Annotated in this window: 4 protein-coding genes; all 4 read left to right on the top strand. The window is 65.1% G+C overall.

Features of this window, described 5'->3' with window-relative positions; all coding sequences use genetic code 11:
• The first annotated feature begins 59 nt into the window (after nucleotides 1-59).
• The 4 genes from NHH88_04340 (at nucleotide 60) to NHH88_04355 (ending at nucleotide 20,482) form a co-directional block, all read left to right on the top strand.
• Nucleotides 60-452, top strand: coding sequence for an MbcA/ParS/Xre antitoxin family protein (locus NHH88_04340; GenBank protein USX15033.1), 393 nt, complete (start codon nucleotides 60-62; stop codon nucleotides 450-452).
• Nucleotides 453-459: 7 nt separating this feature from the next.
• A complete protein-coding gene (locus NHH88_04345; protein USX15034.1) occupies nucleotides 460-927 on the top strand; it encodes a hypothetical protein in 468 nt (155 codons plus the stop codon).
• 506 nt (nucleotides 928-1,433) lie between these two features.
• Nucleotides 1,434-10,676, top strand: coding sequence for a DUF4347 domain-containing protein (locus tag NHH88_04350; GenBank protein ID USX15035.1), 9,243 nt, complete (start codon nucleotides 1,434-1,436; stop codon nucleotides 10,674-10,676).
• Nucleotides 10,677-10,906: 230 nt separating this feature from the next.
• The gene (locus NHH88_04355; protein USX15036.1) at nucleotides 10,907-20,482 is read left to right on the top strand and encodes a type I secretion C-terminal target domain-containing protein; all 9,576 of its coding nucleotides are present in this window, start codon (nucleotides 10,907-10,909) and stop codon (nucleotides 20,480-20,482) included.
• Nucleotides 20,483-20,589 lie beyond the last annotated feature (107 nt).

Below are 20,589 nucleotides of genomic sequence, written 5' to 3' on the forward strand. Positions count from 1 at the left end.
CGTATTTCGTACTATCTGGTAGCATGCCGTTTCATACAGAAATAACCGCCATTTGATCTATGAAGAAACAGTACGAATTTGATGAGTTAGATGAGGTCGAACAACTTCACGCCAGCGAGATCGGCGGGGCGTCTCCTGAGACAGCTGACGACTTTGCTGAGCAGGTTGTAGATGACCATTACGCGGCAAGATATGGCGCCCCTCAAAGCAGCGTTAACGAATGGCTGCGTTCTGAGCCAGATGCCGTATCAGAGGTCAAGCTGTTGCTTGTCCAGCGACAAAAGGAAATAGAAGCTTTGGCCCAAAGCACTTTTGCAAGCGCGGGCGAGGCACATAGATGGTTCAACACTCGCCTGCCGGTCGCGCTCAAAAACCAAACGCCTCTTAGTGCCATGATCACTATTGAGGGCTGTGCTAGAGTCGAAAAGCTACTTCTAGAGCTTTACAGCTGATCGAACTATGGCGCAAAAACTAGACCTAGGCAGTCAAGAAGTTGTCGGCGGTCTTATTGCCGATTATTGCCTGTTTGTTCGGGACCTGTTGCTGGATCGAGGAAGAGGTGCCTTGACCTCAAAGGAGTTTGCCGAGCGGGTTCGTCATGAGCGAGATCGGCTTGCAGTAATCATCGCCGGCGAAGATCCTCTCTACGTGGGTATCAAAGGTTGGAGTGGTAGCAAGCTCGGCTTCCGGCTTCGCATAGCTCTTGGCACATACTGGCAACAGAACCGCATTGAGAACGATAACTGCCCTTACAAGGCAGTGTTCTCGTGGTTATGCTGGGCGGTCTTTGACTCATTAGAGCAAGCTGGTGGGGATCAGGATAGGGAAGGAAGCCTTATGTCTGTAAAGACAGGCGAGATCGTTTCAATTTTGCTTGGTCCTGCACTTGGCGAAGAAAGGTTGAGTAGTGGTGCCCAAATTAGATAGAAACCATTTGTACGTTGTCTTGCAAGATGAGTGGGTAGATGCGACCTTGCATAGCCATACTGTTCCGGCCGACTCAATGGGGCCAGCTTACCAGAAGCACGCATACCACCTTTCCAACGGGATGCATCTAGCATTCGGATGGACAAAACGGGAGGCCCTGGACGTTCTGCTGACTGCTGCTGGAGAAAGAGGCTGGAAGGTTTTGCAGCCACTTAATTAAAAGCGAGGGGTTCACCAGCTTCAATCGCAGATGAAAAAGCAAAGCCGGGTATGAAACCGGGTACGAAATCATGCGCGAAAGAGTTTAATCAAGGATACATGCGATTTCGAAGGTGGTATTTTCGGTCTAACGTCTGACGTTCCCCGCTCCATGAAAATCCGCGACCTGTCGCGGATTTTTTTTCGGCAATAAATTGGTTTTTGTAACAAAATGTGACGGTGGGCACTATTTTTTGCTTGCTAACGTGATAACATGGGGCTTACTAGAATAGTCAGAAAGAGTTCCCGTGAGCAAAGTCATTGTGTTTGTCGATAGCCGCGCCGTCGGCGCTTCCTTTGTCAATGGCCAGACCGGCCCGGATATAGAAGTTATTGTGCTCGATGCGACACGCGACGGCTTGGTGCAAATGGCCGAGGCGCTCACGGGGCGCACCGGCCTGGACTCGATCCAGCTGGTCTCCCACGGCGCCTCGGGGACTTTGTTGTTGGGTAACTCCCTGTTAAGCGACGCCAGCATCGGCAACTATCAGTCGGAATTGCAAAAAATCGGCGCCAGCCTTGCCGATGACGGCGACCTGCTGCTGTACGGCTGTGAGGTGGCGCAAGGTAGCGGCGGCCAGCACTTTATCGAGGCGCTGGCGCTGGCGACGGGAGCCGATGTGGCCGCGTCGACGGATCTGACCGGCCCGGCCGCGCTCGGCGGAAACTGGACCCTCGAAGCGGTTGCTGGAACGGTCGAGTCGGCGGCCCTGCAGATGACCGTCGACGGCACGCTCGGCCTGTTCACCGGCTCTGCGGGGGACGACACGATATACGGCACGGGCGCCAGCGATACCATCGTGGGCGGCGATGGCAATGACCACCTCAACGGTACGGACTATGTCGGTTTTACCACCGGCGGCGACTGGATCGACGGCGGCAATGGCAACGATGTGCTGTGGGGAAGCTCCGCAAACGACCTGCTCGTCGGCGGCGCCGGCAACGATACGTTGAGTGGCCAATGGGGGCAGGACACGCTGCAGGGCGGCGACGGCAATGACGTGATCGAACCATATTCCTCCAACGGGAATTTGCTCGTCGACGGCGGCGCCGGCAACGACACGATCTATGCTAGCGGCAGCGACACCGTCAGCGGGGGCGAGGGCAACGATCTTATTTACAGTACCTCTTCGTTCGGGGATAACTCGCGTCCGTTGCTGGTCGATGGCGGCGCCGGCGATGACACGATTCATCTGCTACCCGGCTATTCGCGCCATCAACAAGAACTGGCAACCGGCGGCGCCGGCAGCGATACGTTCGTTGTGACGATGGATATCGACGGCGCCAAGAATATCGTCACGGATTTCAGCGCCGGCCCCGGAGGCGACCGTATCGATGTCTCCGGGCTGCTGGCGAATAGCGACTACCTCGGCATGAGCACGGCGATCAATCCGTTCAACGCGGCATACGGTTACCTGCGCCTGGTCCAGGATGGCGCCGACACCTTGCTGCAGTACGACCAGGATGGCGTCGGCGCCGGCGCCCACGCTTACGCGACCGCGCTGGTGCTGCGCAATGTCGATGCGAAAAGTCTCACCAAGGAAAATTTCACCGACCTGATCGCGCCGGACGGCAGCAAGGCCGACGGCCAGGCGATCACCGCACCCAACGGATTGGGTGTACTGCAAGGCGGTTATTACAACGACACCATCACCGGCGGTGCCGGCGCGGACACGCTGGCGGGCGGGCACGGCAACGACCTGCTGCGCGGCGGCGGCGAAGCGGCCGGCGCTGCCGGCGACAGCATGGCCGGCGGCGACGGCAACGATACGATGATCGGCGGCACCGGCAACGACACGTTGTGGGGGAATCGGGGCAGCGATCATATGGAAGGTGGCGCCGGCGACGACTACCTTATCAGTGGCGGCGTCGACGGCGACGGCGATTTGGGCGTCGACACGCTCATCGGCGGCGATGGCAACGATACCCTGTCGTTCCGGGGACTCTACTATAACGGCGCGCCCGTGCGCATCGACGGCGGCGCCGGCGACGACGTGATCGAGATCGCAAGCTATGGCGTCACCGGCTCTGCCGGCGCCATCGTCACCGGCGGCGCCGGCAGCGACACGTTTGGTGGGCAGGGGAGTTTCGCGCCCTTCACCAGTTCGTACTACGTGGTCACGGACTTCAAAGTGGGCGTTGGCGGCGACCGCATCGGCGGACAAGCGCTGCTCAGCTATGAGGCCGACCACTTCAAGGGCAATCCGTGGGCGCCAGCCAGCGGGTTCGTGCGCCTGGTGCAATCGGGCGCTGACACGCTGGTGCAATTTGACCAAGATGGCGCCGCTGGCGCCAAGAAGTTCATTACCGCGATCCTGCTCCAAAACGTCAACGCCAGTCAGCTGGTGCAAGCCAATTGGGCGGCCTACCTGCGGGACGGCTGGACCGGCAACGATACGATGTACGGCGGCTTCGGCGCCGACAGCCTGCGCGGCGGGGAGGGCAACGATCTGCTCGACGGCGGCGCGGGCGACAACCAGCTGCTCGGCGGCGCCGGGAACGATACGCTGCTGGGCGGCGCCGGCGCGGACCAGCTCGGCGCCGGGCCGGGCGTCGATATCGCTGACGGCGGCGCCGGCGTCGACACGCTGACGGTGCTGGGCAACTTCGCCGATTATGCGCGCACACGCGTCAACGCCACCGATACCTTGCTGGTCAACGCGACGACCGGCGAGAGCATCACGGTGCGCAATATCGAACAGGTCGTGTTCGCCGATGGCAGCCGGACGATGGCGCAGGCCCTGATCAATCTGCCGAGCGGTTTCGACGACGTGCTGGCCGGTGACGCAGGCGCCAACGTCCTCGATGGCGGCAAGGGCAGCGACACCATGGCCGGCGGCGGCGGCGACGATCTTTACACGGTGGACGCACTGGGCGACGTCGTAGTCGAATCGGCGGACGGGGGAACCGACCAGGTGAACGTCGCGCTGACGGCGGCCGGCACCTATGTGCTGGCGGCCAACGTGGAAAACGCCACCGTGACGGCGGCGGTCTCGATCGCCGTGAATCTGACCGGCAACGCATTGGGCAACGTCCTGATCGGCAACGCGGCGGCCAACACGCTGCTCGGCGGCGCAGGCAACGACAAGCTCGACGGCGGCGCGGGCAGCGACAAGCTGAGCGGCGGCAGCGGCGACGACATCTATGTAGTGGATGCGGCGGGCGACGTGGTGACCGAACTGGCCAATGAAGGCGACGACACGGTGGAAACCACCCTGGCCGGCTACGTGCTGGGCGCCAACGTGGAAAACCTGCGTTACAAGGGCGTGACCGCCTTCAATGGCAAAGGCAACGAGTTAGCCAACCGCATCACCGCCGGCAACGGCGGCGCCACGCTCGACGGCGCGGCCGGCAACGACACCTTGACGGGTGGCGCCGGCAACGACAGCCTGCAAGGCGGCCTGGGCGACGACATGCTGACCGCTGGCGGCGGCAAGGACACCATCGACGGCGGCGACGGTGGCGACACGGCCGTCGTCTTGGGCAACGTGGGGGACTATGCCGTGACCCGTCCGAACGCGACCGATACGGTCCTGACCGGCCCCGGCGGCAATGTCGTCACCCTGCGCAACGTCGAGACGATCCGCTTTGCCGACGGCGACAAGACCATCGACCAGCTCCAGGTGAACATCGCCAGCGTCGGCAACGACAAGCTGAACGGCACCGTTGGCAACGACGTGCTCAACGGCGGCCTGGGCATCGACACCCTGACCGGTGGCGCCGGCGACGACACCTACGTCATCACCAACGTCGCGACGGCGGTCATCGAAGATGTCGGCGGCGGCGTCGACCTGGCGCAGGTGGCACTGACGGCAGCGGGCACTTATGTGCTGGCGGCCAACCTGGAAAACGCGATCGTCACATCGGCCGCGACGGTGGCGGCCAACCTCACCGGCAATGCATTGGATAACCTCCTGACCGGCAACGCGGCGGCCAACACGCTGACCGGCGGCGCCGGCGACGATACGCTGGCCGGTGGCGCCGGCAGCGACAAACTGGCCGGTGGCAGCGGCGACGACACCTATGTAGTCACCGAGGCGGGCGACGTGGTCACCGAATTGGCGAACGAAGGCAACGACACGGTCGACACCACTTTGGCCAGCTATGTGCTGGGCGCCAACGTGGAGAACATCAGCTACAAAGGCTTGACCGCCTTCAACGGCAAAGGCAACGAACTGGGCAACGTCATCACCGCCGGCAACGCCGGCGCCACGCTCGACGGCGCGGCCGGCAACGACACGCTCACCGGGGGCACCGGCAACGACAGCCTGCAGGGCGGCGTGGGCGACGACATCCTGAGCGCCGGCGGCGGCAAGGACACCATCGACGGCGGCGTCGGTGGCGACACAGCCGTCGTCTTGGGCAACGTGGCCGACTATGCCGTCACCCGTCCGAACGCGACCGACACGGTCCTGACCGGACTGGGCGGCAATGTGGTCACCCTGCGCAACATCGAAACGATCCGCTTCGCCGACGGCGACAAGACGATCGACCAGATCCAGTTCAACATCGCCAGCGTCGGCAACGACAAGCTGACCGGCACCGCCGGCAACGACGTGCTCAACGGCGGCCTCGGGGTCGACACCCTGACCGGCGGCGCCGGCGACGACATGTACTTCATCGCCAACACGGCCTCGGCGGTCATTGAAAACGCGGGCGAAGGCTACGATTGGGTACAAGTCATGTTGACGGCCGCCGGTACCTATGTCCTGGCGGACAATGTTGAAAACGCCACCGCGACGGCGTCGGCGGCGACCATCGCCGTCAACCTGACCGGGAACGAATTGGACAACATGCTCGTCGGTAACGCGGCAGCCAACACGCTGATTGGCGGCGCAGGCAACGACACGCTGCACGGTGGTGCCGCCGGCAACGACAAACTGCTCGGCGGCAGCGGCGACGACTTTTACTACGTTGGCGAGGCGGGCGATGTCGTCACCGAATTGGCCAACGAGGGCAACGACACGGTGCAAACAACGCTGACCAGCTATGTGCTGAGCGCCAATGTCGAACACCTGACTTACACGGGCACGGCCGCGTTCCGGGCCACCGGCAATCTTCTGGACAACGATATCATTGCCGGCCACGGCGGCGCCACGCTCGACGGCGGCGCCGGTAACGACACCTTGACCAGCGGCTCCGGCAACGACAGTCTGCAGGGCGGCTTGGGCGACGATTTTCTGTTCTCGGGCGACGGCAGAGACACCATCGACGGCGGCGCCGGCACCGACTTGGTCCTTGTTCCGGGCAACCTGTCCGACTACACCATCACGCGTCCGAACTTGACCGATACCGTCCTGACCAGAGCGGGCGGCAACGTACTCACTTTGCGCAACGTCGAAAAGGCCCTTTTCAACGACGGTGAGCGGACGATCGAACAGCTTCACTTCAACGTCGCCAGCGTCGGCAACGACAAGCTGTCGGGCACCGCCGGCAACGATGTGCTCAACGGTGGTCTGGGCATCGATACCCTGACCGGCGGCGCCGGCGACGACACCTATGTTGTCACCAACGTCGCGACGTCGGTTGTCGAAGATGCCGATGGTGGCATCGACCTGGCGCAGGTGGCGCTGACTGCGGCCGGCACTTACGTGTTGGCGGCCAACGTGGAAAACGCGGCCGTCACGTCGGCTGCGACCGTCGGGGTCAACCTGACCGGCAATGAATTGAACAACGTACTGACCGGCAACGCCGCGGCCAATACGTTGACCGGCGGCGCCGGCAACGACACGCTCGATGGCGGCGCGGGCGTCGACAAACTGGCCGGCGGCAGCGGCGACGATACCTATGTCGTCGACGTGGCCGCCGATGCGGTCACCGAGTTGGCGGGCGAAGGCACCGACACCGTGCGGACGGCGCTGGCGACCTACACGCTGGCGGCCAACGTCGAGAACCTGGCGTACGCCGGCAAGGCCGGCTTCACGGGCACCGGCAACGCGCTCGACAACGTCATCACCGGCGGCAACGCCGGCAACAAGCTCGACGGCGGCGCGGGCAACGATCAGCTCATCGGCGGCGCTGGCGCGGATAGTCTGATCGGTGGACTGGGTGACGATACCTTCGTCGGCACCGCCGGCAAGGACACCGTGGACGGCGGCGCCGGCGTTGATCTGTTGCGGATCAGCGGAAAATTCGCCGACTACGCCATTACCCGCCCGACTGCGGCCGACGTCGTGCTCACCGACAAAGCCGGCAACGTCCTCACCGTGCGCAACGTGGAAGCGTTTGAATTTGCCGACGGCCCGCAATTGCTCGACAACGTGTTGTACAACGTGCCCAGCATCGGCAAGGACATGTTGTACGGTACCGCCGGCGACGACACGCTGGACGGCGGCGCCGGCGCCGACACCATGAATGGCGGCGACGGCAACGATACCTACCTCATCGATAACGTCGGCGATGTCATCGAGGAGGGCCAGTACTTCGGCACCGATGTGGCGCTGGTGGCGCTGGCCACCGCCGGCACCTACACGCTGAGCGACAACATCGAGATCGCCAAGGTGACCTCGGCCGCCACGGTGGCGGTCAACCTGAACGGCAACTGGCAGGACAATGTTTTGACCGGCAATGCGGCGGCCAACATCCTGACCGGTGGCGACGGCAACGATACGCTCGATGGCGGGGCCGGCAATGACAAGCTGCTCGGCGGCGCCGGCGACGACGTCTACGTCGTCACCGAGGCTGGCGACCAGGTCACCGAATTGCTGGCTGAGGGCCACGACGGCGTGCGTACGACGCTCGCCAGCTATGCCCTCGGCGTCAACGTCGAGGACCTCGACTACACCGGCGCCATCGCTTTCGCCGGCGTCGGGAACGCGCTGAACAACGCCATCCACGGCGGTAACGGCGGCGCCAGGCTTGACGGCGGAGCCGGCAACGACAGCCTCTATGGCGGCAGCGGAAACGACAGCCTCCAGGGCGGGACCGGCGACGACATCGTAACCGCCGGCACCGGCAAGGACACTATCGATGGCGGCGCCGATGCCGATGTGCTGACCGGTCTCGGCGCGCGGGCCGACTATGTGCTGACCCGCCCGAACGCGGACGACATCGTGCTCACCGACAAGGCGGGCAACGTCCTCACCGTGCGCAACGTGGAATTGTTCGAGTTCTCCGACGGTCCGCAGTTGCTTGAAACGCTGGTGTTCAACGTGCGCAGCATCGGCAGGGACAAGCTGGCAGGCACTGCCGGCGACGACACGCTGGACGGCGGCGCCGGCGCCGACACCATGAATGGCGACGACGGCAACGACACCTACCTCATCGATAACGTCGGCGATGTCATCGAAGAAGGACAGTACTTCGGCACCGATGTGGCGCTGGTGGCGCTGGCCACGGCCGGCACCTACACGCTGAGCGACAACGTCGAGATCGCCAAAGTGACTGCGGCGGCGACCATGGCCGTCAACCTGACCGGCAACGCTCTGGACAACCTCCTGACCGGTAACGCGGCGGTCAATTCGCTGATCGGCGGCGACGGCAACGATACGCTGGACGGGGGCGCGGGCGCCGACAAACTGATCGGCGGCACTGGCGACGACCTCTACATCGTCGACAACGCGGGCGACGTGGTGACCGAGGTGCTCAACGGGGGCGGCGACACGGTGCGGACCTCGCTGTCCAGCTATGTGCTGGCGGCCAACGTCGAAACGCTGGCGTACACCGGCGTGACCGCTTTCACCGCCACCGGCAACGCGCTGGACAACGTTATCACCGGCGCCAACGTCGGCAACAGGATCGATGGCGGCGCGGGAAATGACAGCATCACAGGCGGCAAGGGGGTGGACAACCTGGCGGGGGGCCTCGGCGACGACACCATCGCCACCGGCGGCGGCAGGGACACTGTCGATGGCGGAGAGGGCATCGATGTGGTGCAAGTGGTGGGCAATTTCGCCAACTACACGGTGGCCCGCCCGAACGCGACCGACACGGTGTTTGACGACAAGCATGGCAATGTTGTTACCCTGCGTAACACCGAGTATGTCGCGTTTGCCGACGGCACCAGGACGATGGCGGAGATCCACGGCAATGTCGCGAGCGCCGGCAACGACTACCTGCGAGGCACGGCCGATTCCGATGTGATCGACGGCGGCGACGGTATCGACACGATGGAAGGCGGGCTGGGCAATGACGCTTACGTGCTGTCCAGTCCCGACGACGTGGTGCTCGAAGCGGCCAAAGCCGGGCTGGACTCGGTCGGCCTGGCCTTTACCAAGGCCGCCACCTATACCATGACGGCCAATGTCGAAAACGCCGCCGTCGTGGCGGCCGACAGCGTCGCGGTGAACATCACCGGCAACGAACTGGACAACTGGCTCGCCGGCAATGGCGCCGCCAATATCCTGATCGGTGGCGACGGCAACGATACCTTGCAGGGCCTGGGGGGCGCCGATACGCTGATCGGCGGCGCCGGCAACGATCTCTATATCATTGATGGCGCCGCCAGCAGGGCCGTCATCGTGGAAAGCGCTGGCGACGGCATCGACCAGATCAACACCAATCTGGCTGTCTACAAGCTGCCCGACAATGTCGAAAACCTGTGGGGACGCACCCAGACTGGCCCGCTCAACTTCACCGGTACCGGCAATGCGCTTGATAATGTGATCAATGGAAGTTACGCCACCAGCGTCAAGCTGGACGGTGGCGCCGGCAATGACACGCTGATCGGCAGTGGTGGCAATGACAGCTTGCTTGGCGGCGACGGCGACGACCGCTTCAATGCAAGTCTTGGCAAGGATACTGTCGATGGCGGCAATGGCGTCGATACCATGGTGTTCGCCTACCCGTTCGGTGACAGCTCATCGTTCAAGGTGAAACAACTGAGCGCCAGCGATATCCAGCTGACCGATACCCAGGGTAACTCCGCCACGGTGCGCGGCGTCGAACATTTTATGTTCAGCAATATTACGCTCACGCTGGACAACCTCACGCAGAACCTGCACGGCGTCGGCACTTCCGCCGACGTGATCGCCTACACCCAAAACATCGTCGGCACGAGCGGGATCGACAATTTGGTCGGGACCGCCGGCAATGACTGGATCAACGGCGCCGGCGGCAACGACACGCTGACCGGCGGCGGTGGCGCCGATGCCTTTGTCATCCCGGCGCAGAGCATGACGACCATTACCGATATGGTCTCCGGCAGCGACCGCATCATGTTCCACCAACGCGACATCAAGAACGCCATGTTCCTCCAGGCGCAGGAGGTCTCCGAGCCTGGCTCCGACCTCTACGGCAATGTCGTCATCTTCAACGAGAAGGTGGCGAACCTGTCCGCTTTCTATGTGGCCAGGCTCATCAACAACTACAAAGGCTACTACGATTCCGGCGAGCAGATGATATGTGTGCTCTCCACCGATACCGACACGGCGGTTTACCGGTTCACCTCCAGTGGTGGCGACAACGTGGTCGACACAAGAGAGCTCACCCAGATCGCGATATTGACGGGAACCCCAAGCATGGGCAAGGGGGATTTCGAGTTCATCATTTGATCGTTTTGGCAAAAAACTGCGCCAGCGCCGGCATGTAGTGTCGGCGCGGGCCGGCGCGCGCGACAAAATGTACCAAATTGTATCGCCGAGGCCGCGATCTGCTTCTGTCTGCGTGGTAACATTGGAATTGATAAAACGCCACTAAAAGTTACCGTGAACAAACTCTCTCCACCCTCCACAACTCACCACTCCCGTCCTGATTTCGTTACGCGCCACCCGATGGGGGCCGTATGAGCATCACCATCAATGGCTCCAGCGGTAACGATATCCTCCGGGGCACCAAGGCGGATGAAACGTTGCTGGGTGGCGCGGGCGACGACGACTTGCGCGGGGGCGCCGGCCGCGATTTGCTCGACGGCGGAGACGGTGACGATTACCTGTACGGAGGCGAAGACGGCGATACATTGCTCGGCGGCGGTGGCAACGATACGCTCTCCGGCGGCCGGGACGCGCAGCTGGACGGCGGTGCCGGCGACGATACGCTCTACGACAGCTCCCAGTTCAGCGGCACGGAGGGCAACACCACGCTCGTCGGCGGCGCGGGGGATGACGTGTTTCGTCTGCGCTATACGCAGTGGTCGAAAGGCGAGGCGCGGGTGGACGGCGGCGAGGGCGCCGACCTGTTCGATATCCAGCAGGACGCTGGCGGCGAGCGGATATTGACGATCACGGGCGGCAACGGCGCCGATACGTACAGGATGTCCAGCAGCTATCACGCAGTCAATTTCAAGGTCGCCGATTTCGTCGCCGGAGACGGCCCGCAGGCTGACCGCATCGATCTGAGCGCCATGTATTTCAGTGCCGCCGGCAATCCGTTCAACCCGGCCTTTGGCTTTTTCAAGTTGGTCCAGGCCGGCGCGGCCGTGTTGCTGCAGTACGACCGCGATGGGGCTGCCGGCAGCTACTATGGTGCGCAGACCATCATGACCCTGTCGAACGTCAGCGTCGGCGCGCTGACGGCGAATAACTTCGTCCATGACCTGCGACCCGACGGCAGTCCCATGCCGGGCAAATTGCTCACAGGTACCGACGGCCGCGACAGCCTGACCGGCTGGCTCTACAACGATACCCTCGACGGCGGCGCCGGCGACGATACCCTGTCCGGCGGGGAAGGCGCGGACTTGCTGCGCGGCGGCGCCGGCAATGACTACCTGCTCGACGAATATGGCAACGATAGCCTGTACGGCGGCGATGGCGACGACAGGCTAGAGGGTGGCGTCAACGCCATGCTTGACGGCGGCGCCGGTAACGATGCCCTGAGCAACAACGGCGGTACCGCGACGATGCTCGGCGGCGAGGGCAACGACTTCTTCGATCTGTTCGATCGCGACAGCGGCATGACGGTGGTGGCCGACGGCGGCGCCGGCGCCGACGTCTTCCTGTACTGGGGCGACAACGAGCGGACCAGCCACTTCTTGCTGAGCGGAGGCGCCGGCGTCGACACTTACAAATCGTATCAGTATCATGTTGTGTTTGGATGGGCGAAGATGGAGATCGCCGACTTCGCCACCGGCGCTGGCGGCGACCGTATCGACATGACCAAACAGCTCGATAGCATCGAGGACTGGCCCATGGGTTACTCCGGCGGCAATCCGTTCGCAGCCGACAACGGTTACTTCCGTTTGGTACAGCAGGGGGCCGACACCTTGTTCCAGGTCGATGGCGACGGCCTGGATAGCGGGCTGACTTTCAGAACCGTCTACACACTGAAAAACGTCGCAGCCACGGCGCTGACGGCGGATAACTTTGTTGGCGCCTACGCTCCCGGGGGCGAGGGCAAGCCTGGCTTGCAGCTGACCGGCACCGACCGTGAGGACACGTTGACCGGTGGCCAACTGGACGACACCATCGACGGCGCCGGCGGCGCCGACAACATCAGCGGCGCCGCCGGGGGCGACCTGCTGCGCGGCGGCGACGGCGACGACAGGCTCGATGGCGGCGTCGGCAACGACCTCCTCGACGGCGGCGCCGGCGACGATACCATGGACGCCGGCACCGGTCGGGACACGCTGCTCGGCGGCGAGGGGCACGACCGACTCTCCGGCGGCGTAACGAGTGTGCTCGACGGCGGTGCGGGCAACGACACCCTGACCGGCGGTAGCACCGTTTCCGGCGGCGCGGGCGACGACTTGATCTACGTGCGCAGCAGCGGCAACAACACGGTTGTCAACGGCGGCGATGGCAACGACACGCTGCAGACCAGCGACTACAGCGAAACGTTGAACGCGACGATGACCGGCGGCGGCGGCAGTGACACTTTCCGTATCGCCAACGAAGCCACGTATCTGTGGGGGGCCTACACGGTCACCGATTTCACCGCCGGCGCCGGCGGCGACCAGATCGACCTGCTGCCCTTGCTGGCCTCGCGCGACGCCGCGGGCCATATGTACCCCGACCTTCAGGCGCAAGGCGTGCCGCTGTTCAAACTTGTGCAGCAAGGCATGGACACGCTGCTCCAGGTGTCCAACGGCATCTGGAGCGATTCTTCCTTTTTCACGCTGGTGGTGCTGAAGAATGTCGACGCGGCGAGCCTGACGGCGGCCAATTTTTATGGTGTGACTTTGGATGGCTTGGGCGGCGCGGGGCGGCTGATCGAGGGCGGCACCGGCGACGACGAGTTGCAGGGCGCGCATTTCGCTGACACCTTGCGCGGCGGCGACGGCAACGACACGCTGCTCGGCGATCGCGGCAACGACCTGCTGGACGGCGGCGCCGGCGACGATCGCGTCCGCCTGGACTCGGATGACGGCAACGACACCGTGTTCGGTGGCGACGGCAACGACTACATCGCCTTAACCAACGGGACGACCTCGTTTGTCACCGCCCAGGTGACGATCGACGCGGGCGCCGGCGACGACCAATTGACGTTCGACGGCTTCGGATTCGGCGTTGTCTCGGCCAGCGTCACCGGCGGCGTCGGCAGCGACACCTACTTCATCACGGATCCCGACGAACTCGGCCAAGTGGTGGTGACGGACTTTGCGACGGGCGCCGACGGCGACCGCATCGACCTCGAAGGCCTGCTGAATGAATATGATTCGCACGCCAATGGCATCGATACGGGTGGCAATCCATTCCGCAGCGGCTTGCTGCGATTGGTTCAGGACGGCGCGGACACGGTGCTGCAAACCCATCCCGGGCACACGGCATCAGGCGATTGGCAAACCGTGCTGCGTCTGACCGGTGTCCAGGCCGCCAGCATGACGGCCGATAATTTTGTCGGCCACGTCGATCCGGGCGGTGCGCCCGTTCGTGGCGTGTTCTTGACCGCTACCGACGGGGAGACCGCGTCGGGCGGGCGCCATAACGACACGCTGGTGGGCGACCACGGCAACAATCGCCTGTGGGGGGCGGGCGGCGACGATGTGCTGCTGGGCGGTGATGGCGACGATGTCCTATACGGCGACTACGGGGACGATAGCGTTGACGCCGGCGGCGGCGACGACCAGTTGCGCCGCGGCGATGGCCAAGGCAACGACACCTTGCTTGGCGGCGACGGCGACGATCATTTCGAGCTGTTGGATTTCGGGGCTGGCGAACAGGTGCTGGCCGACGGGGGCGCCGGCGACGACATTTTCGAGCTCTACTTGGGCGGCGATAGCGACGACCTTCATTTGCGTGGCGGCAGCGGCGTGGACACCTACGTGCTCGATCGCGAGTATGTCGGGAAAGCCCGGGCGACGGTGCAAGACTTCGCCGGCGGCGCAGGCGGCGACCAGATCAACATGGACAACTTCCTGCTGGCCACCGGCGCGCCGTCGGGCGATCCGGCCTGGCGCTTCGACGGCAGCAATCCGTTCGCCACCGGCCACGCGCGCCTGGTGCAGCAAGGCGCCGACACCTTGTTGCAGCTCGATGGCGACGGCATCGGGCCGGAGGCGTTCCACACCGTGCTGGTGCTGCAAAACGTGCTGGCGACCGAGCTCACGTCGGCCAACTTCAAGAATGGCTTCGCGCCCGGCGGCACCGCTTCGGGCGGCCTGAACCTGACCGGCAGCGTCTTTTCCGAAAGCATCGCCGGTTCGATCGGCGCCGACCGGCTCATTGGCGGCGGCGGCAGCGACACCATCGAGGCCGGCATGGGCGACGACTGGGTCTACAGCGGTGAAGAGAGCGCCGATGCGCGCGGCGACGTCCTGTATGGCGGCGAGGGCCGCGACACGCTGACCGGCGGCGCCGGGGCGGACTATCTGTCGGGCGACGCCGGCAATGACAGCCTTGACGGCGGCGCCGGCGCGGACGGGCTCGACGGCGGCAACGGCGACGACGTCTACCGGCTCGCCGACAACGCCGACACCGTGCGCGAAGCGTCCGACGGCGGGCGCGATACGGTGCAACTGGCCTGGACCGTCACCGGCACCCACCAGTTGGCGGTCAACGTCGAGGTCGTCACGGCCGCTGCGTCGACCGTGGGCGTGCGGGTGATCGGCAACGACCAGGGGGACCTGATGATCGGCGGCGCCTTCGCCGACACGCTCGAGGGCGGCATCGGCAACGACACGCTCGACGGCGGCGCCGGCGCCAACCAGCTCAAAGGCGGCGCCGGCGACGACGTCTATCTCGTGCGCGCGTTGTCGGACGCGGTCATCGAAGCGGCCGCCGAGGGCGTGGACCGTGTCGAGACCGGCTTGTCGACCTACGCGCTGGGGGCGAATATTGACGAGCTGGTCTATACCGGCAAAACTGCCTTCGTCGGCATCGGCAACGCGGGCGACAACCTGCTGGCCGGCGGCGCCGCCAACGACCGCCTCGACGGCGGCGCTGGCAACGACACGCTCGACGGTGGCGCCGGCACGGATACGCTCAGGGGCGGCGCCGGCGACGACGTCTATATCGTCGCGCAGGCGACCGACGTGGTCACCGAACTGGCCGGCGAGGGCCGCGACACCGTGCGCACCGCGCTGTCGGCCCACACGCTGGTGGCCAATGTGGAAAACCTCACTTACACCGGCACGGCGGCCTTCGCCGGCACCGGCAACGCGCTCGACAACGCGATCGCCGGCGGCGACGGCGGCGCGGCGCTCATCGGCCTGGCGGGCAGCGACAGCCTGGTCGGCGGCGCCGGCAACGACAACCTGCAAGGCGGGGCGGGGAGCGACGTCCTCACCGGCGGCGGCGGCAGGGACAGCATCGACGGCGGTGACGGCGTCGACGCGCTCGACGGCCTGCTTGCCCTGGCGGACTACACGATCGCCCGCCCGAACGCCATCGATACCGTGCTCACCGACACCGACGGCAACGTGCTCACCGTGCGCGGCGTGGAGAACTTCCGCTTCGCCGACGGCGAGCGACCGCTGTTGGCCATCCAGATGGATATCGCCAGCGCCGGCCACGACTACCTCCACGGCACCCGTGGCGACGATGTGCTCGACGGCGGCACCGGCGTCGATACCATGGACGGCAGCGAAGGCAACGACACCTATGTCGTGTCCAACGCGGCCACGCAGATTAACGAACGCTGGGCCGAAGGCTACGATCAGGTAAAGGTTGCGCTGACGGCGCCGGGTACCTACGTCATGGCGATGAACGTGGAGAACGCCACCGTCACGGCGGCGGCGGGCATCGCGGTCAACGTCACCGGCAACGAACTCGACAACATTATCATCGGCAACGCGGTCGTCAACACGCTCATCGGCGGCGACGGCAACGACACGCTCGACGGCCAGGCCGGCGCCGACCGGCTCAATGGCGGCGGCGGCCATGACCGCTACATCGTGCGCGATGCTGGCGACGTCGTCGTGGAATTGGCCAACGAGGGCGAGGACACCGTCGAAACCACGCTGGCCGGCTACACGCTGGGCGCCAACGTGGAGAACGTAATATACGCCGGCGCCGGAAGCTTCAACGGCACCGGCAACGCGCTGAACAACTTGCTGGTGGCCGGGGTCTCGGGCGTTCTCGACGGCGGCGCCGGTGACGGCGACACCGTGGTGGTCAAGGGCGACTTCGCCAGCTACACAGTGACCCGGCCCAGCGCCACCGACACGGTGCTCAAGGACGCCGGCGGCAATCTGCTGACGTTGCGCAACGTCGAGATCGTGCGCTTCGCCGACGGCGACTTGCCGATCGGCCAGGTGCAGGTCAATATCGCCAGCCCCGGCAACGATGTGTTGATCGGCACCGCCGGCAATGATCTGCTCGATGGCGGCGCGGGCATCGACACCCTGAGCGGCGACAAGGGCGACGATATCTACGTCATCGCGAACAAGGACGCGGACGTGCGCGAATGGCTGGACGAGGGGATCGACCTGGTGCGGGTGGCGTCGACGGTGGCCGGCACTTACGTGCTGGCGGCCAATGTGGAAAACGCGACCGTTACGTCGGCCGCGACGGTGTCCGTGGGTCTGACCGGCAACGAGCTGAACAACGTACTGACCGGCAACGCGGCGGCCAATACGTTGACTGGCGGCGCCGGCGACGACACTCTGGCCGGTGGCGCCGGTAACGATAAGCTCGTCGGCGGCAGCGGCAATGACATCTATGCAGTGGACGCGGTGGGCGATGTCGTCACCGAGCTGGTCAACGAAGGTCACGACACGGTGCGGACCACACTGGCCAGCTATGTGCTGGGCGCGAATGTCGAGGAGTTGAGCTACACGGGAGCGGCAGCGTTCCGGGGCACCGGCAATTTGCTGGGTAATGTCATCACCGCGGGCAACGGCGGTGCCACGCTCGACGGCGCGGCCGGCAACGACACCCTGGCGGGCGGCACCGGCAACGACAGCCTGCAGGGTGGCGCGGGTGACGACGTGCTGGTCGCCGGCGGCGGCAAGGACACCATCGATGGCGGTCTTGGGGGCGACATGGCTGTCGTGCTGGGCAACCTGTCCAGCTACATCGTTACCCGTCCGAACGCGACCGATACGGTCCTGACCGGACCCGGCGGCAATGTGCTCACCCTGCGCAACGTCGAAACAGTCCGCTTTGCCGACGGCGACAAAACGATCGACCAGATACAGTTGAACATCGCCAGTGTCGGCAACGACAAGCTGACCGGCACCGCCGGCAACGATGTGCTCAACGGCGGCCAGGGTGTAGACACGCTGACCGGAGGCGCCGGCGACGACACCTATATCGTCGCCAACGCGGCCACGGCCATCATCGAAGATGTCGGTGGGGGCCTTGACCTGGCGCAGGTGGCGCTGACGGTGGCCGGCACCTATGTGCTGGCGGCCAACGTGGAAAACGCGACCGTCACATCGGCCGCGACCGTCGCGACCAACCTGACCGGTAATGAACTGGACAACGTACTGACCGGCAACGCTGCGGCCAACACACTGACCGGCGGCGCGGGCAACGACAAACTCGACGGTGGCACCGGCAGCGACAAGCTGGTCGGCGGCAGCGGCAACGACACTTATGTGGTCGACGCGGCCGGCGATGTCGTCACCGAACTGGCCAACGATGGCTACGATTCGGTACGCACCACGTTGGCCACCTACGCCTTGGGCTTGAACGTGGAGGAACTGAGCTACGCGGGCGCCACCGCGTTCCGGGGCACCGGCAATCTGCTGAACAACGTCATCAACGGCGGCAACGTCGGCGCCACGCTCGACGGCGCGGCCGGCAACGACACGCTCAACGGCGGCAGCGGCAACGACAGCTTGTCGGGCGGCGCGGGCGACGACGTATTGGTCGCCGGCGGCGGCAAGGACACCATCGACGGCGGTACCGGCGACGACACCGCCATGCTGGCCGGCGCCTTCGCCAGCTACACCGTCATGCGGCCGAACGCGGCCGACACGGTGCTCACCGATGCGCTAGGCAATACGGTCACCCTGCGCAATATCGACAAGGTCCGCTTCGCCGACGGCGTCAAGGCTATCGCCGAGGTGCAGGACAACACGGCCAGCTTCGGCAACGATGCGTTGCTTGGCACCGGCGGCAACGACACCCTCGACGGCGGTCTCGGCAACGACACCATGACCGGCGCCGGCGGCGACGACACCTACATCCTGTCCGCCGCCACCGATGTGGTGATTGAACAGGCCGGCGGCGGCAACGACACGGTCCGCCTGGCCTTCGGCGCGGCCGGCACCTACACGATGGCCGTCAATGTGGAAACGGCGATCGTCACGGCGGCGGCCGTCGCCGTCAACGTGGTGGGCAACAACCTCGGCGTGCGCATCGTCGGCAACGCCGCCGCCAACAAGCTGACCGGCGGCGACGGCGTCGACACCCTCGACGGCGGCACAGGCAAGGACACCTTGACCGGCGGCGGCGACGGCGACACCTATTTGGTCGACGACGCCGGCGACGTCATCGTCGAAGCGCAAGCGGCGTCCGGCACCGACCAGGCGCTGGTGTCGGCGGCGAGCTACATCATGGCCGCCAACCTGGAGAAGATGAGCTACACCGGTACGGTCAAGTTCGCCGGCACTGGCAACAGCGGCGACAACGTCATCGACGGCGGCGCCTCGACCGGCGCCACGCTCGACGGTGGCGCCGGCAACGACACGCTGCGAGGCGGAAGCGGTAACGACAGCTTGATCGGCGGCGCGGGCGACGACCTCATCGACGGACGTGGCGGCAAGGACACCATCGATGGCGGCGTCGGCGACGACCGCGTCGCGCTGGCCGGCGCGCTGGGCGACTACACCGTCGTCCGTCCGTCCCTGGCTTCCACCGTGCTGACCGACAAGCTGGGCAACGTCATCACCGTGCGCAACGTCGAGCATTTCGACTTTTCGTCGGGCGGCGCGCTCACGCTGGCCCAGGTGCAGAACAACGTGACCAGCGTCGGCGGCGACGGCCTGAAGGGCACCAGCGGCGACGACGTCATCGACGGCGGCGCCGGCAACGACACGTTGACGGGCGGCCTTGGCGACGACATCTACGTGCTCGACCGCGCGACCGATGTCGTGGTCGAGGAGGCCGGCGGCGGCGTCGACGGCGTGCTACTGGCCTTTGCGGCCGCCGGGTCGTATGTGCTGACGGACAATGTCGAAAACGCCACGGTGACGGCGGCGGCGAGCATCGCCGTCGGCGTCACCGGCAACGAGCTCGACAACGTCCTGACCGGCAACGCGGCGGCCAACACCTTGATCGGCGGCCTCGGCAACGATAAGCTAAACGGCGGCGCCGGCAACGACAGCCTGGTCGGCGGCGTTGGCGACGATGTGTATGTCGTCGACGTCGCCGGCGACCGGGTGGTGGAAGCGGCCAACGGCGGTTACGACCGCGTCGAGGCCACGGCGGCCGCTTACACGCTGGCGGCCAACGTCGAAGACCTGCTCTACACGGGCAAGCTTGCCTTCGTCGGCGGCGGCAACGAGCTGGGCAACAACATCACGGGCGGCATCGGCGCCGACGTGCTGAGCGGGGCGGCCGGCGACGATGTGCTGACCGGCGGCGCCGGGACCGACCGGCTGGTCGGTGGCATCGGCGCCGACACTTTCGTGCTCGACAGCCTGGTCGGATTCGACACGATCGCCGACTTCGTCTCGGGGACCGATCATTTGCGCATCGGCCAGGTCGGCCTCGCGCTGGGCAATGGCGACGCCGTGCTCGATGGCGGCGTGCTGCGCAACGGGCCGGGAGGCTTCGCATCGGAAGCCGAGCTGGTGGTGTTCAGCCAGCGCATGGCGACGGCGACGACCGCCAACGCGGCCAAGGCGATCGGCTCGGCCGACGGCGCGTACACGGTGGGGCAGACGGTGTTGTTCGCCGTCTCCACCACCAGCGCCACGTCGCTGTACCTGTTCAAATCGAACGGCAACGACGCCGTGGTCTCCGCCGCCGAGCTGACCCAGGTGGCGGTGCTGACCGGCACGCCAACGACGGCGCTGGCGGACTACATGATTTAAGGGACGGCCCCACGGACAGCTGGCGTTGTCTGAAACACGTAGGGCGGATTAGCGCAGCGTAATCGGCCAATGCATGAGCCGTCGGAACGCATGCATGGCCGATTACG

This window comes from Oxalobacteraceae bacterium OTU3CAMAD1, assembly GCA_024123915.1.
Classification (GTDB): Bacteria; Pseudomonadota; Gammaproteobacteria; order Burkholderiales; family Burkholderiaceae_D; genus Rugamonas.

Bases quoted from the DNA above. Each gene is read 5' to 3' on its own strand.
- NHH88_04355 (USX15036.1), top strand. From the start codon at position 10,907: ATGAGCATCACCATCAATGGCTCCAGCGGTAACGATATCCTCCGGGGC.
- NHH88_04345 (USX15034.1), top strand. From the start codon at position 460: ATGGCGCAAAAACTAGACCTAGGCAGTCAAGAAGTTGTCGGCGGTCTT.
- NHH88_04340 (USX15033.1), top strand. From the start codon at position 60: ATGAAGAAACAGTACGAATTTGATGAGTTAGATGAGGTCGAACAACTT.